Below are 13,782 nucleotides of genomic sequence, written 5' to 3'. Positions count from 1 at the left end.
GGGTAATTTGGGAACCTTTGTAACTAGATGTCCCGACATGAATAAATTTTTCAGGGGACACTTTCAAGATATTTTTAAGCCATAGTAGCAGCCAGCCAAAACAGACCGTCTACCAAGATTGTACTCAAAACGGCTCCACCAAAGGCCCACCAATGCAGCTGGCGCGATCGCAATGGTACCAGACCAACACCTAATAGGATTCCGAGAAGCACGAGTGCCCAACTGGTTCCCCAGGGGGTGCTGACTTGAGCGATCGCACTTTGAAAAACCAGTGATGCCTCGCTTGGTGCAACTTGCATGACGGTTCGCCAGTGTGGAATCAAACCAGCTAAGTAGAAGTATATATCTGTTACTGCCGTGCCAAACAGGGAGCCAAGATAAAATAGGTTGCCGACAAGACCCCAACGGCGGGTCAAACACCATAAGGCAAACGGTAAACCGATGGCTTCCACCGGCAAGTGGATCGTGGGTTCCCAGCGCAGCCAGCCCCAATAAATCGACCCTGCTAACCAACTCCAGCTAAATCCCAGCAGCAAATCTCCCCACACATGAGTCGCAGGACGCCGTCTGAGAACCACGCTCAGCCAAACCCACCCGGCTGTCATTACTAAACTCAGTTCTGGTAGCAGCCGCACTAAAGGGGCTTGCACAAACACTGGCACGGATACCAGAAAAGACGCAGCTGCGAAAACTAACCAAGCTTGGCGGGTGCCGATTCCCCAATCAAAAAACCCCAACAGAGTTTTACTTGGCTGGGGGAGATTACCAGGGACAGAAGAAGATGAATTAGAAAACCAGGTATCGTTAAACAAGATTTTGTTAATATTCTTTACTTTAGTTTACATCTTTTACGATATCACAGGAAAAATGCCCTAGGGGGGGATATAGAAATCTTAGCTGAGTTTTATTGAGCAATACAAGTGGCTTTTCGGAGTAGGGTGGCAGAAAATGAATGGGAAGTTGGGAGAAACTCAGCGTTGAGAGTCGGAGATTTTCTAAAAATTGCTCGTCTTATGTAATGCCTGTGTTATGTGTAGTGGCGCAAGATGCCTCTGCCAGTGACTCGCAAAGAAGAAAGAAGAAAGGCTGACTTGTCTGGAATGCTGCTTATTAGAGGATTTCATGGCTGTATCAAAACGTAAAAAATTGGCGATTCTTGGTGTCGGTGCTGCCAGCACTGTGTTGACCTTCCCCTTAGAAGCGATGGTAAGGGCGCAAGACGTGGCACCCGTTGCCGCAACCACACCTCAGATGAATATCTTTCAAGCGGTGGTTCTAGGCATGGTGCAAGGGTTGACTGAGTTTCTGCCCATTAGCAGTACGGCGCATTTGAAGGTGGTGCCGGTGGCGCTAGGATGGGGCGATCCAGGAGTCGCCTTTACCGCCGTGATTCAGCTGGGCAGTATTGCCGCAGTGCTGTGGTATTTCTGGGGGGATTTGACGCAAATTACAACGGGTGCATTCAAGGCGATCGCTCACAAGAATTACGAATCCAACGACTTCCGTATGGCACTGGGAATCGTTTTGGGAACCTTACCCATCCTCTTTTTTGGACTGCTGATCAAAAAGTTTATTCCCGACTTTGACAACTCCCCGTTACGGAGTATGGCAGCGATCGCGATTGCCTCTATTTTCATGGCTTTATTGTTGGGAATTGCCGAGCGCATTGGCAAGAAAAAGCGTAACTTTGAGCAATTAACACTTCAAGATGGCATTTTGATGGGATTGGCTCAGGCTTTGGCGTTAATTCCCGGCGTTTCTCGCTCCGGCTCCACCCTGACTGCTGGACTATTTATGAATTTAGAACGGGCAACCGCTGCCCGGTTTTCTTTTTTATTAGGAATCCCAGCAATTACCCTGGCAGGGTTAGTGGAATTAAAAGGTGTTTTAGAAACAGGACTAGGAGATGGTGGACTGCTGCCTTTGCTGGCAGGAGTCATCTCAGCTGGAGTATTTTCCTATCTCGCGATCGCGTGGCTGCTGCGCTTCCTGCAAACCCAGAGTACGTGGGTATTTATTTGGTATCGGTTAGCATTTGGAATAGCTATCTTAGGCGCGATTTTCGTCAAACTAATCCCGAATATCTAATTACTTTTTCTTCTCCTCCCTCCGTGCCTGAAGCGGTTCGTTTCCTCCTAGTTTTATGAGCGAGATTTCTATTCGTCCAGCCTTAATTACCCAAGTCCTCCCCGACTCCATTGCTGCCGAAGTCGGGTTTGAACCGGGAGATGCAATTGTTTCTATCAACGGGATGCGCCCCCGCGACCTTATTGACTACCAGTTTTTGTGTGCGGATGAAGTGCTGGAACTGGAAGTTTTAGATACTGCTGGCAAAAGCCACTCGGTGGAAATTGAGAAAGACTACGACGATGACTTGGGGTTGGAATTTGAAACTGCCCTATTTGATGGCTTAATTCAGTGTAATAACCGCTGTCCTTTCTGCTTCATCGACCAACAGCCTCCCGGTAAAAGGCGATCGCTTTATCTCAAAGATGACGACTACCGCCTCAGCTTTCTCTATGGCTCATACTTAACCCTGACCAATCTCACCCAGAGGGAATGGGACAGGATTGAGCAGATGCGCCTCTCTCCCCTCTACGTTTCCATCCATGCTACCGAACCAGAAGTCCGCAGCCGCCTGTTAAAAAATCCCCGCGCCGCTGAGATTTTGCAGCAACTGCGGTGGTTTCAAGAACGGCGTCTGCAAATCCATGCCCAGGTTGTTCTCTGTCCTGGCATTAACGATGGCGATCGCCTAGAGACTACCCTGGGGGATTTAGCCTCTTTTCACCAGGGAGATATCCCGGCTGTCGCCTCTGTGGCAGTGGTTCCGGTCGGTTTGACACGTTTCCGTCCAACCGAAGACGAACTAACCCCAGTGACGCCCCAGAAAGCCGCTGAAGTGATTTTGCAAGTCCAGGCACTCCAGGAGAAATTCCGCAACCAGATGGGATCGACTTTTGCCTGGTTAGCCGACGAGTGGTTTTTAATTGCTGGGCAAGAATTACCGCCAGAATCAGACTACGAAGACTATCCTCAAATTGGCAATGGGGTTGGTTCGATTCGCCAATTTCTCAAGGAATTTCAGCAGGTTGCCGCGAAAAAATTGCCGCGACGTTTAAAAACATCCCAAAAATTAACTTGGGTGGTGGGGAATGCAGTGGAAATAGCCTTTGAGCCTATCTTGCAACGTCTGAATCAAGTGCAAGGACTGCAAGTAAATCTGGCGGCGTTGCGTAGCGAATACTGGGGACAAGAGATTAGCGTTACGGGCTTGTTAACGGGTCAAGATTTGCTGAAACTAAAGGGAAGAGATTTGGGCGATCGCATTCTCCTCCCCTCAGTCATGCTAAAACACGGCGATTCTTGCTTCCTAGATGACATGACTGTGGAACAACTCGCCACTGAGTTGGGTACACCAATCTTGCCTATCAATGGCATCGAAGAACTCATCGACGCCTGCATTCACCCTTGATCCGTCAAGCCTTTAGCAAGTGAAGGGACGATAGCGGACTGAGATAGCCTTTTTTCATACAAATCGAGCAAAAGCCTTTCCTTGAGATCCCAATCAAAGACTTCCTTCACCCGCTTTTGTCCCGCTTGTCCCATTCGCACCCGTAACGCTGGATCTTCCGCTAAACGAGTCATCGCAGCAGCTACGTCGCGTGCGACTTGTTCGGGATTTATCGCAGCCACTTTAATCCCAGTTTCCTCCGTTACCTGTACCGCTGGCCCTCCCAAATCCAAGCAAATGACTGGACGCCCCGCCGCCATCATTTCCGCGCAGACAAATCCCCCAGATTCGTGCAGGCTGGGATGAACGAGGACGTGGCAATGCCCGATTTTAGATAGGGTTTCCTGGCGCGGTAAAGCGCCCCAGAAGCGAACTTTATCCGCCACTCCCAGTGAGTGAGCGATCGCTTCCAATTGTTGCCGTTCCCGTCCATCTCCCACAATCCAGTATTCTGCTTTGGGAATTTGAGCCAAAGCAAAAGCGCGAATCCCCAGATGCACTCCTTTCCAGTGGATGAGGCGACCCACAGTAATAAACCTTATTGGGCTATCATCAGGCACAATATGGTGTGCCAATTGACTAATTTCTTCCTTAGATAAACCTACTTGCGAAGCGATTTGGACATTTTTTACTCCAAGCGATCGCAACCGTTCTGCCGTTTCCTCAGTGGTTGCTAATCCTACACAACTTCGCTTTGCAGTCAGCCGCACAAATGGATCTTGTTCACCCAGCGATTGAGCGAAGTTTCGCAGCAATTCGTAAACCTTGCCACGCCGACTAAAATCTTTCCAGAAAGCTTTTGGAGCCGATTCAGCGCCTCCGACAGGCCCCCAAATGAAGGGGACTGGCAATAGGGCTAAAAAGCTAGGAGACCAGTGTTTCACATAAGTAACATGACGCACCAAGTCAAAGCCAATCTCCCGATGGAGCCGCCTTGCCAAAAAATAAGCTTGTATTTGCCAAAGGTAGTAATGAAGTTGCACTAACCCTTGTTTATTTCGCCAATCTTCCGTCCAATTAAATGGATCGAAATAAATAAAGTGTAAATTGGGAACCGGGTGACAAGCTAGCTCGGCTTCAATTGCTGCACGATAACCAATTCGAGTTAACACCCAAACTTCGTGATGATTTGCTACTTGCCGAACTGTATTCCAGCCTACCCCTTCCTCAGAGCCACACCCAGGCTCACAAGCGTATGCAGATAGAAGGATTTTCATAGGCTTTTACCTTTTATAAAATTAGCCGTTTTCTCTATCTATAGTTCCCACCCACTTTCAAAATTACCCATTTACCCAAAATTATTTTTATGGTTTCCAGCCTAAGCTGAAAAACGCAATTTTAGAAGTGCTGTCTCCATTCAATATCATTCGGCATTTATTTGAATTTTTTGTAAAACATTCATTGCTACTTCTGCCATCGATTTGGCTGCTGCCTCTGGAGTGTACTGCCCGATCAACTGCTTTGATTTTTCTCCCATTGAGGCAGCAAGCTCTGGATTATCTATAAAACGGCGCATTCCTTCAGCAATTTCTTCTGGGTTTTGCGATTCAAATAAATACCCATTTTCTCCTTCTATCACCATTTCATAAGCGCCTGCACCTTTAGAACACAATATGGGTTTGCCAAATACCATCGCCTCTAGCACCACCATTCCCCATACATCTTCAAAGGTAGGAAAAACAAAGACATCGGCATCCTGAAAATATGCCCCTAGTTGCCCGTAATCTAACCATCCTGTCCAGGTCACACGCTCTGTTAGATTATTGTTTTTAACAAAAACTTCCAATTCCTCACGTTGCGCTCCATCCCCAATAATTACCAGCGAATAATCAGAATATCCCTGACTTGTAAGAAGAGAACATGCCTCCAACAACGACTTTATTCCTTTTCTAGAAATCACTTGCCCGACAAATAGAAAAAACGGACGCTTTAGCTTTAGTTCACTAGGTTTTGCAGCTTCAAGACGTTCCCGCAAAGCTTGGGGTTCAGGCACCAGATAAGTTTTTGTAAAAATTCTCCTTTTCTCAGCTCCAATTACCTTATAAAGATACTTTTTGCCATCGTTACTATTAGCAATAAAAGCATCTGTAAATTTAACCATTAAACGACGCGAAAAGGTACGAAGTTTAGAATCTTCAAAATTTGTATTCGGCGAACTGCCATCATAAATGATTACAACTTTCCAACCTCCCAAGGGTTTGAAAAGCAGTGCTAAAACAGTCCATATAGAAAAAGCGCTGACAAAAACAACATGAGGTTTAAACTCAAGTAACTCATTCACAATCTTTGGGGAAGCTACCATAAAACCGCGACCATAGCCACCCGATACTTGAGTTGCCTCTACAAATTTAAATTTTCCTACAAGTTTAACCGCGGAAGCTCCTGGAGCATCAGCATCGAATTTCGGCCAAAGACAGCCAGTATAAAAAATTGTATTCTTACAGATTTTCGTAAGTTCGTACAAAACAGGTCGCCAGTAAGAGCCAAATTCGACTGAGGGGATCGCAATAGCAATGCGGAGATCGTCTACTTTTAATTCTGTATCGTCAGAATTTCTAATTTTCATGTTCCCACCTGTCCCCGTTTGCTAAAGCTTGAGAAAAGCAATTTTCTGTAGGGCAGCAACCAATAAATAGGCCATAAAATTCCAGCATGGCGCTGAGCAAATAACTTCCGTTCTTGAAATGTGAAATTTTTAGGTTGTTCTGCCTTTTGCCATCGTTCGCGAATCGGCAAATTAGAATCCATCCAGTTTGCGTACAGAGGGTTTCCGGAACAGGTTCCGATGTAGCCTGGAGCTAACCAAACCGTATATCCTTTTCCTCTCGCGCGTAACCCATAATCAAAGTCTCCCGCATAATGCTTAAAGTCAGGATCTAAGTTTCCGATTGCTTGGAATATTTCTTTAGGAATCAATACACAATTTCCATGCATGGTGTCACATCGTATAGCTTTTTGGCTCGGTTCTAGCCAGCGAAATTTGAAGGGATGCCACCACGTACTTTTCACGACGCCGCCATAAGAAACCGTATTTGTCTCCGGATCGCAAGTCGCCCCGCTTACAATGGCTGCTGCATTTCCTTGCGAGGCTAAAAAATGAGAGGTTGTCAGCAAATTACTTAAAGCTTCTGGGTAAATTAGCGTGTCATCATTCAGCCAGAGATGATAATCATGAGGGTGCTTAATGGCTTCAGAAAATGCCACTCGCATTCCTCCATTCCAGAATAAATTTCCATCTCCCTGGATAATCTTTACTTGAGGATAATGTTGGTTGACGGCTGCTGCTGTACCGTCAGTACTGCCGTCATCTACAAGATAGACCCAAAGATTAACGTTAGTTGGGAGTACCTGGTTGAAAAGTGCCTCTAGACTTGCTAAAGTCTTTTGCTTGCGGTTATAGCAAGTGATAAGAACAGCTATGCTAGTGTTTTCCATCAGCGCCTCACATTATTAAAATAAATGTTAGTTTTCGTAATAGCTATATTATTCCTGAACTTGGGAATACTAAAATTAGAAGCATGAAGAATGTATCAACGTAATTGCTTTTTTTGGTCAACCTATATTCTACAATTTAGCAAGCCCTGAAGTTACCTTTTCTAAAATTAAAGAATATTTTCAATATTCTTGATATTGATTTTTATTAAGCTAAATTAGAGAGACTTAATTCGCTTTCTGAGGTCAACAATATGTCTGAGGCAATGAAATTAAATTTAGGCTCTTTCGACCGCATTTTCTCTGGCTGGATCAATACAGATATTACTCCTCATATCTGGGTTTCAAAAATCCCCTTTTTACCTGATCTCATGTATAAAGTAGGGAAGCTCGATCGAGAACGATATGACGAGCATCAAAAAGGAATTTTTCGTCAGCTTACATATCTGGATCTGACTAAAAAATTTCCCTGGTCTGATAATAGTGTTGATGCAGCATATACATCTCATGTACTTGAGCATTTATACTTGGAAGGCGCTTTAAATTGTATCTCTGAAGTTTATCGAGTTCTGAAGCCAGGTGGAATATTTCGGGTTGCAGTTCCAGACCTCGATCAATTAATAAAGAGCTACAATCCTAGCTGTCCTGAAGTATTTTTGACAGAATTTTTAGAAGCAACGCAGACGTTAGAAAAAAATCGCCACCACTGGCACTATAACGAAAATTCGTTGCGAAAAATCCTCTTGGATACTGGATTTCGGGAAGTGGTTAGATGTAACTACCGAAACAGTCAAATAGCAGGGATTGCAGAACGAGAAGAACGCCCAGAATCCCTATTTATGGAATGTATTAAATAATAGTTGAATGAGTAGGGTGGGCAATGCTCACCCTAAAATTTTATATTTATGGAACATAAGTGGAGGGAAAAAGAGGGATAAGATGATACAGACCCATATAAGTCTGAAAACCCGTGTTTAAACCTACATAGTATGAAGGAATAATAATATTTAGAATGACCATATAAAATAATATAAGATGCCCCGGAAAGACTTTTTCTTCCCGAATCAGGATAGCAAAAGCAATTAACATTCCAAAGAAACCATAGCCTACATTTCTGCTAGTATCCACAATCAAAAACATTGTAGAAATAGGGAATGCAATGATACAAGCGATCGCACTTACCAAAAGTGTCTCGCCCTGACGCCAAAGTATCCACAAAATATACAGGGTAATAATCCACAATAGCTTGTAGGAGAAAAAGAACCCTGCTAATCCCAACATTGGATTTTCAGCTAAGTACTGCAATGCCGTCTTATTCTCCAGTATCAAGTGTGCCTTTACTGGACTATCCAGAGAAAATCCACTGCCAGCAAACCAAATAAAACAGTAAATGGGGACTAAGGATAAAGCAGTTAATACTTCTCTTCTGGGAAAACAGAAAATAACAATTGGGATAAAGACAAAAGCACTGGCTTCATGTGTGGCTAAGGCAAAAGCAAGGGTTGCGAGTCTTCCCTGCCGAGTCATAGGGATACAAGCTGGAAGTAATAGCAGGCTAAAAAATAGCTGATCGACATAGCCCGGAAATTGACAATTAAAAATTAAATAACTACTAGTTGTAATTGAAAGGTAATATAAACCAAGTTTTTGATAATTTATTGATTCGGATTCAATTTCTTGTTGCCCCTCATCAGTCTCCTTTGAACCGAATATTTTGGACTCGATAAAGGTTAAAGTCAAGAAGATTAAAAAATAGGTACAAGCCAGAGACAAAATGTAATATAGGAATGGTCCACTCATGTGGATAAAGTTAGCGATCGCTAGCATAAGCAAGCGTCGATAATACCAGTCGGCATTTTGACTAAAAGGCTCTAAACTCCTAATGGCATACTCTAAACCCATCACCCCTGGACCTAAAGGATAGCGAAAAGGGACGATGAGTACAGATATAATTGCGAAGATGGCTAAGGATGCGATCGCTCTTCTTTTAAACCCAGACTGAAATAGTGAATGACGCGACTTAATAACCGATATTAAAATTGGGTATGCAATAACTAAAGTTGCGATAAAAAAGAGAAATTTTTTGATAGGGATTATGCCGTAATTAGTAGTAATTTCGGCTAGTTGCTGCGGAGCAGTTTTGGCTAAGATTTCTGGAGGAATTACCCCTTGGGTGAAACGACTTTCAATTGCTTGAACAGTTGTAGAAACCCAATCTTGAGACAGGCGATTGAAAATTGCTTGAAACGCCATGATTATCCTATTCTTCGGCGCATTCGCTACTGCATACAAAGTAGCTACAGCTATCCAGAAAAAGGCTGGAGGAATAACATTCTTTTCTTTGAGCGTATCAAAGAGTACGTAATGTAAGTATTTCTCTGAGCGTTTCAACATCTAAAAAATCCCTAGATAAAATTTTGTTGGTTATACAACACTGCGTACTATCTCTAAAAAACGCCTACCGTATCCTTTGATTTTTTCAACATTATCCTGTTTAGCTAAACTTTCTTTTTCTACATCTGGTCCTGGTGTTAATGTAGTGAAACTTTTATCAATCAGTGCTGCTAGTTGTTCCGCATTACTACGCTCAAAAAAGTAAGAATCAGGAGGATTCTGCTCCAGGTGAACAGGAAAGTCAGAAAGTAACATGGGTTTACCAAGAGAACGTGCGTCCTCTACAACCGTACTCCAACCTTCAAATAAAGAAGGCTGAATTACAGCTAAAGACCTCCTCATGAGCTGAATTTGGTCTACACGAGTAATTAATCCTAAAAGACGTACTTGTTCGCTAATTCCTAATTCCTCAATTCTTGTTAAGAGGTAATTGTAATAATCAGGATTACGATAATCAGTAGCACTTCCAGTACAAACAACGGTAGGTGTAAGCCCCTGTTGTTTCAGTAGCCCCAAAGCTTCAATTACCACAGCATGATCTTTATGTTTCCAAAATTGATTGCTGATCAGGAAAAATTTATCTGGAAGTTGATAACTTTCTTGCGTTAGTTTGGGATCTAACTCAAACCATTCAGGTGCTGGACAGCTTACAAAATTCATTACAACACTTCGAGAAGCTGCTTCCGGATAAAGATGTTTAAAGTCTTCTTGTGCCATATTGCTACTGAGGACAATAATAGGAGCAGCGTGAGCAATTTGTTGCTGATCTCGATTACGTTGAGCGATTTCTTCCGGAGAGAAAAGGTTGGGTAAGTGATAGTGTTGAAAGTCAGGAATCCAACCTCCCCACTGATAGGGTGAGCGGGTTCCTGCTATCGCCGGGTAAAGAAAATTTATTTTTTGAGGATTTAGTAGTTCCAGAGGAATGAAAGAGATACGCTCAGCTAAAAAATTACACATTTTTAGATAGGCACGCTGCCACTTGGAAGTAGCATAAATTTGGTTAACGTAACCCCGGGCTGGTTCTATTAAATTTATATCTTTATCGTGAACAGCGATTGTTAGCTTGATATTCGCTTTTTCTGTTTCTGGTAAAGTAGCGATCGCGCGAGCTAAATTCTGAATATATAGCACGCCCCCTAGCCAGCCAGAGCCACCCACCATGTTGAGGCAAATATGTAGATTTTTTACCATCCTAAAATCTCAGCTCGACACCATTGAACATAGACGTTTACACCCCTTTCTATCGTTACTTCAGGGGTAAATCCAATTTGGGCAAGTTTGCTCATATCGGCTTGCCAGTTTATTGGAGTTCCGACAGGAGTACTATTATCAAATTCAACCGGAATATCTTCCCCTAGTTTGGCTAACACTAATGCTGCTAATTCTTTGATTGTTGTTTCGACACCATTTGCAAGGTTATAAACCTCGGCTTCAAAATTAGCTTTTTCAGCAAGAACATAAAGTGCCCTTGCTACGTCTCTACCATGAATAAAATCGCGGCTTTCGTTCCCAGTACCTCGTAACTTTAGTGTGGGGTTTGTCAAAGCTTTTTGACACATATCCCAAAGAACTTGTCGCCTCAGTCCTGGCCCATAACCCGAAAAAATGCGTACTATAGCAGTGGGTAAGTTATAAACTTGGAAAAACTCAGCGCAAAGTTGCTCAGACATCAGCTTATGAAAGCCATAGGGAGAAATTGGCTTCAAGCTTTGGTTTTCCTGAATGGGTAAGGTTTCTGGATTTCCATAGACAGCAGCACTAGAAAGATAGATTAAACGACATTTTGGAACATAAAGACGTAATGTATCTAAAAGGTTGAAAGTTACAGCAACACTGTTGCTAAAATCTGCTGATGGATCGCTAATTGAAAGCTCTACTGAAGCTCTTCCAGCGCAGTGAATACAAACTTCCGGTTGCAACTCTTGAACAATTTTTGCTAGATCCGCAGAAGGCAAATTTAATTGTTCATAGCGAAACAAATCTTGTCTAGGTGCATTCTCTGGAGGGCGATTTCCCAGCCCAACAACACTCCATCCAGTTTCTGTAAACTGACGAGCAACATATCGCCCAATAAACCCTGTTACACCTGTAATTAAAACAGTTTTCATAGAAATATTTTTTATTTATTTGTAAAATTATCTATTTTCTTCCTACTTTATTAGTCTAAATCCCCGAACAACTTGCTAACAGCGATTGTTGGCATTCTAGTAGCAGGAAAATCTTTTTTTAATATTGCTAAATATTCATCTTCACCAGGAAGATATCGATCGCCATCTTCAGAATAATCTTTAGCTCTTACCCACTCTTGCGAGCGCATATCAAATCTTTTAACGATTCGACATGGATTTCCTACCACCACGCTGAATGGAGGAATATTACAATTTACTACGGTGCAAGCCCCAATGACTGAGCCGTATCCTACTTGGACGCCTTTCAAAATAGTCACGTCTACACCCAGCCAGCAATTTGTGCCGATGTCTATTACTCCATCAGTAGTTGTTAAAGCAGTGTGATAAGGAATAAACGGAGAAGTGTATTCGTGCCCACTTCCTAACAGTTTACAGTCATTACCAATTAAACTGTAGTCACCGACTTTTATTAAAGCTCCAGCACTATAAAAGTTTCTGCGACCAATAAAACAGTTATCACCAACAATAACAGAAATTTTTTCTTTTTCTCGGTTGTTAATGACAATTACTGTTTCCGAACCGATCACTGAATTTTGACCAATTTTTACATTACCCCACCCCAGTACGTGAACAGATGGATCTACATAAGAGTTTTTACCTACATTTCGCCTTTTAGTAAAATGAGCTTTTAAGTTACCTCCTAACCATTTAATCCTGTCTATTTGAGCGTCTGTTAGTTTAGATACTATAAAGCGCTTCATTAATTTTTACCCGCGATCGCTTACTACTTCTTTACTATTTAAAATCTTCCGTTCACCTTCAGGAACTTTGCCAATAATCTGGGCTGGATTCCCCGCAACAATCGTCCAAGCAGGGACATCTTTTGTAACGACTGAGCCAGCACCGATAATTGAGCATTTTCCAATCGTCACCCCTCTTAAAATAATTGAGTTACAAGCAATCCAAACATCCTCTTCAATAATGACTGGTTTTCCATTTAGGTTTAAGTCTTTAGGAAAGCCTTTTTGGATAATGTGAACGAATTGTTGATGACGCGCTACCGGATCGAGTGGATGAGTTTGATTGTCGAATATATTTACATTATGAGCAATGATTGTTCTATCTTTTATTTCAATTAAAGTGTCTGACCAAATTTTAGAGCCTTGGGCTAAATAACAGAAATTGCCTATTTTTATTTTTCCTCCAGGAAAAGTCATTAATTGACCTTCGATGTGAGTGTTTTCACCAAGAATAATACTATTTTTATCGCGATCGTGGCTTATCAGTGAATTGTGGTCTAAAACGCTTGAACTATTGCCAATTACACACTTTTTTTTGGTTAAATTAGCATTAATTTTAGACTTAATTTTGGAGAAGGGGTTCATCTCGTAATTACTCCTTAAGCAAAACTTCTTTGAAGTTTATTTTTAACTTTAGTAAATAGGCTTCTATTGTCAAAAAAGTTTTCTTGAAATAAGGTATCTGCTTCTACATCTCGAATCATAAAAGGAGGATGCTTCAAAGGAAAGCTAATTTCTTGCGTCCCCATTTTACCTAAGGGATTTTCAGTAGAAAAAGTGTGAGTTGCATTAGCTCCGAAACCAATATTCGTAATCAAATTAACTTCAGGCACTATTTTTAATCCATGTTGAAGCCAACAAGCTAGCAACCATTGATAATCCCAACAGGATCTGTTTTTATTTTGGTAGGCATCTTGAAATATTTTTTGCCAAAATAAATAATGTTTTGGTACCCTTAAGTAATTTTCTAGGAACCGACTCTCGAAAATTTCAGGCCATTGCTTAATGTCATAATCAAAATATTTCCAAGCTCTACGCCAGGATGCCCAACCCCAATTTCCACCAAAGTAGGAAAAATAATAACTTTGTCCAGGTAACTTCCGTCCGCCTAAAAGATTGGTCCCCGCAATACTCATTACTCTTTCATCATCGCGATATTTTTCTAATAACTCCTCGCAAAACTGAAAGAAAGTTGGATGAGGTAAACAATCATCCTCGAAAAGGATGGCTTCTTCTACTTGTTCAAATACCCAATTAATACCTGTAGCTGGACGTAAACCGCAGCCTAAATTTACATCTGAATAATTTTTTAGAACTTCGCAATCCCAATCTACAGTGTCAATAATTGCACGAGCAGCAGCGCACTTTTCTGCTTCACCTGGTTGATCGCTACGAGGGCCATCAGCAACTACTAAAAGCTTCGGCGGTTTTGCCTGACGAATTACCTCAAAAACCTTGGCTGTAGTCTCAGGTCGTTTAAAGATTAACAAAGCAACGGGAGTTTTCATGG

At 42.3% G+C, this 13,782-nt stretch carries 13 protein-coding genes; 3 read left to right on the top strand and 10 right to left on the bottom strand.

The genetic code is table 11. The annotated features are described in order from the left end of the window. Positions 1 to 74: 74 nt before the first annotated feature. Positions 75 to 740 (bottom strand): DUF3120 domain-containing protein, encoded by a 666-nt coding sequence (locus tag NDI33_RS11505; protein WP_199292376.1) that lies wholly within the window; start codon positions 738 to 740, stop codon positions 75 to 77. 382 nt (positions 741 to 1,122) lie between these two features. On the opposite strand from NDI33_RS11505, the gene NDI33_RS11500 reads away from it, so the two are divergent. Continuing rightward, positions 1,123 to 2,088, top strand: a complete 966-nt coding sequence (locus tag NDI33_RS11500) for an undecaprenyl-diphosphate phosphatase (RefSeq protein WP_190536839.1) — start codon at positions 1,123 to 1,125, stop codon at positions 2,086 to 2,088. Between the two features lie 55 nt (positions 2,089 to 2,143). Beyond that, a complete protein-coding gene (locus NDI33_RS11495; protein ID WP_190675619.1) occupies positions 2,144 to 3,475 on the top strand; it encodes a TIGR03279 family radical SAM protein in 1,332 nt (443 codons plus the stop codon). Here the strand turns inward: NDI33_RS11495 and NDI33_RS11490 are convergent. From NDI33_RS11490 to NDI33_RS11480, 3 genes are all read right to left on the bottom strand, one after another. Continuing rightward, complete coding sequence (locus tag NDI33_RS11490; RefSeq protein ID WP_190675617.1) at positions 3,466 to 4,731, bottom strand: glycosyltransferase family 4 protein; 1,266 nt, start codon at positions 4,729 to 4,731, stop codon at positions 3,466 to 3,468. The genes NDI33_RS11495 and NDI33_RS11490 overlap by 10 nt on opposite strands. 146 nt (positions 4,732 to 4,877) lie before the next feature. After that, positions 4,878 to 6,080 carry a glycosyltransferase family 4 protein gene (locus NDI33_RS11485; RefSeq protein ID WP_190675616.1) on the bottom strand — a complete coding sequence of 401 codons (1,203 nt, stop codon included), beginning with the start codon at positions 6,078 to 6,080 and terminating at the stop codon, positions 4,878 to 4,880. Next, positions 6,077 to 6,949, bottom strand: coding sequence for a glycosyltransferase family 2 protein (locus NDI33_RS11480; protein ID WP_190675614.1), 873 nt, complete (start codon positions 6,947 to 6,949; stop codon positions 6,077 to 6,079). The genes NDI33_RS11485 and NDI33_RS11480 overlap by 4 nt, the downstream gene beginning before the upstream one ends. Positions 6,950 to 7,212: 263 nt before the next feature. Here NDI33_RS11480 and NDI33_RS11475 point away from each other — a divergent pair, with 263 nt between their 5' ends. Next, the gene (locus tag NDI33_RS11475; protein WP_190430911.1) at positions 7,213 to 7,803 is read left to right on the top strand and encodes a methyltransferase domain-containing protein; all 591 of its coding nucleotides are present in this window, start codon (positions 7,213 to 7,215) and stop codon (positions 7,801 to 7,803) included. A 46-nt stretch (positions 7,804 to 7,849) separates the two neighbouring features. Here NDI33_RS11475 and NDI33_RS11470 read toward each other — a convergent pair whose 3' ends face one another. From NDI33_RS11470 to NDI33_RS11445, 6 genes are read right to left on the bottom strand one after another with little or no spacing between them, the layout of a single operon-like run. Beyond that, the gene (locus NDI33_RS11470; RefSeq protein WP_190675613.1) at positions 7,850 to 9,340 is read right to left on the bottom strand and encodes a hypothetical protein; all 1,491 of its coding nucleotides are present in this window, start codon (positions 9,338 to 9,340) and stop codon (positions 7,850 to 7,852) included. Between the two features lie 30 nt (positions 9,341 to 9,370). Beyond that, on the bottom strand, positions 9,371 to 10,534 hold the full coding sequence (locus NDI33_RS11465) for a glycosyltransferase family 1 protein (protein ID WP_190675611.1): 1,164 nt from the start codon (positions 10,532 to 10,534) through the stop codon (positions 9,371 to 9,373). Next, complete coding sequence (locus NDI33_RS11460) at positions 10,528 to 11,451, bottom strand: NAD-dependent epimerase/dehydratase family protein (RefSeq protein WP_190675609.1); 924 nt, start codon at positions 11,449 to 11,451, stop codon at positions 10,528 to 10,530. Before NDI33_RS11460 ends, NDI33_RS11465 begins: the two co-directional genes overlap by 7 nt. A 50-nt stretch (positions 11,452 to 11,501) precedes the next feature. After that, positions 11,502 to 12,233, bottom strand: coding sequence for an acyltransferase (locus tag NDI33_RS11455; RefSeq protein WP_190675606.1), 732 nt, complete (start codon positions 12,231 to 12,233; stop codon positions 11,502 to 11,504). A 6-nt stretch (positions 12,234 to 12,239) separates the two neighbouring features. Then, on the bottom strand, positions 12,240 to 12,857 hold the full coding sequence (locus NDI33_RS11450; protein WP_190536831.1) for an acetyltransferase: 618 nt from the start codon (positions 12,855 to 12,857) through the stop codon (positions 12,240 to 12,242). Positions 12,858 to 12,871: 14 nt separating this feature from the next. Then, entirely contained in the window at positions 12,872 to 13,780 is a 909-nt protein-coding gene (locus NDI33_RS11445; protein WP_190675605.1) for a glycosyltransferase family 2 protein, read from the bottom strand. Between the last annotated feature and the right edge of the window lie 2 nt (positions 13,781 to 13,782).

This window comes from Trichocoleus sp. DQ-A1, assembly GCF_039961955.1.
Lineage (GTDB): Bacteria > Cyanobacteriota > Cyanobacteriia > Cyanobacteriales > FACHB-T130 > FACHB-T130.
This window is presented reverse-complemented; position numbering and strand designations above follow the sequence as displayed.